Origin of the sequence: Roseisolibacter sp. H3M3-2, from assembly GCF_029211165.1 — a bacterium.
Taxonomy (GTDB): Bacteria; Gemmatimonadota; Gemmatimonadetes; order Gemmatimonadales; family Gemmatimonadaceae; genus Roseisolibacter.
The window spans coordinates 1-1,919 of the sequence record NZ_JARGEK010000588.1; the positions used below are offsets into that span (position 1 = coordinate 1).

The 1,919-nt window shown below is 64.0% G+C and carries 1 protein-coding gene; it reads right to left on the reverse strand.

Annotation, left to right across the window (positions count from 1 at the left end):
- On the reverse strand, positions 1-1,919 hold a 1,919-nt coding region (locus PYV61_RS24830), incomplete at both ends, for a phage tail tape measure C-terminal domain-containing protein (protein ID WP_275836565.1).

Consider the following 1,919-nt stretch of genomic DNA (forward strand, 5'->3'; position numbering starts at 1 on the left):
GACTCGGCGTTGAAGACGAACTCGCCATTGGACAACCAGGACAGAATGCTGTCGGAGCGCCCCGTCCCGGGCCCGGTGATGAAGCCACCATTGGCATTCCGCTGCGCGGTCAGGATCGGGTTGAACTGGATCAGCCCGCCATCGGCGAAGCCGAGGCTGGGGAAGAGAGCGCCGGCGAGCGGCCTGATGATCGCCTGCTGAATCGCAATCCGCGCCAGGTCGGAGATGATCGAAGCCGCCATGCTCTTGAAGGCGCCGGCGACGCTCTGCGTACCGGTGATGATGCCGACCAGTCCGTCCTCGAGCGACCGCAGCCCGTCGACCTTAATCTGCTCGATGCGTTCGTTGATCAGCTCCGGATCGAGCTCACGCTTCAGCCGCTCCGCCGGCGTCTCCGTCTGACGCTTGAGCAGCTGCTCGCGCCGGTCGGTTTCGGCAGGCAGCTGATCGAGGTCGCGCTGCAGCTGCTCGCGGACGGCAGGATCCTGCTCCTTCGCGATCGCCGCTTTCAGCGTCGCCTCCGCGATGCGTCGTTCATTCTCCAGGATCTGCAGGCCAATGCGTCGCCGCTCGGCCGAAGTCTGGGCAAGGTTTTCATCTAGGCTGAGCAGCCGAAGCTGCGCGTCGAGCGCGGACCGATCAAGCTCGAGCTGACGATCGACAAGGGCGAAGCGCTCCTGCTGGCTGATCGCCTCCTTCTTCAGCTCGGCATTGCGATTATTGATGGTGATGACCGCGTCAGCTTCCGCCTGCGTCCACTTCTTCTGCTCGACGCCGGACTGGACGGCGCTGTTCAATCGGTCGCGCTCTACATCGACCGCCTGGCGATCGAGCTTGGCTGCCTCGGCGATATCGGTGACGCGCGCGCGCGCCAGCTGCAGCTCGTCTTCCTGGGCGCGCAGCAGCAGCTGGTCGTAGGCCTCGGCATTTCGCTCCCGGCGCTGGCGCTCGGCTTCCTCACGGCGCTCCCGCTGATCGTCCCGGCTTTCTACCTGGTCGGAGCTCAGGCGCGTCTTCGAGAAGCCGACGTGGAAGTGACGACTGTGGCCCTTGTCGCCTGGTCCCAGCAGTTCCTTGATGTCGACCCCAAGAGGCTTCAGCCGCTCCTCGATTTGCGCCTTGGAGATGCTGTTCACCCCGCCGGCCGGAACGAAGTCGACCGCCTGGCCCGCATAGTGCAGGCTGTTCTTGACGTGCTTGCCACCCGTCGTCGAGGTGACCGTTCCGCCGAAGGCTTCCTTCAGCTCGCGGCCGACCTCCTGATAAGTGACCTTGGGGAGCGAGGTGGACGGCTTCTCGCGCAACTTCGCCTGGCGATCACGCTCTGCCTTTAGTTCGATCTCCCGTTGCTCGTTGATGACACGAACTTGGGCTTCCAAGTCGGCCCTCGACTGCCGGTTGTACCCCGCGATCTCTTTCAGTCGCGCGATTTGATCGTCGTACTTCTTGTTGATCTTGGTGAGCGGGTCGAGCGCTGCTTGCTCGACCGCAAGCTGCGCCGTGCGGCCCTGAACGAGCTGCTCGGCGGCTTTCACTTGCTCGTTGGCCTTTCCGAGTTCCTCCCGGATGGCAGCGATGCGGCTTTCGACTCCGGTGTTGCCAAGGCTGGCTACCTCACCCCGTTGCCCCGGCGTTTGGTCCCGGCGACGCTCAGCCTCTGCTTCTTGAAGCGCGGCTTCTAACCTGGCGGCCGTCGTCGCGCGGATCGAAAGAGCTAACCTAGCCTGCTCCTCCGCCTCGCGTTTGGCCTTCTCCGCGGCACTTTCGTGAGCTCTACCGGATTCCTCGAGCGCAGCTCGCTGATCGCGGATCGCCTGCTCTACACCTGCCAAGGTCTGCCCGAACTGCTCCTTCGCCTTACGCGACTTCTCGGTCGCCTCGGCCTCTTCCTTGAGCTTCTCAGCAAGGTCATCGACCCC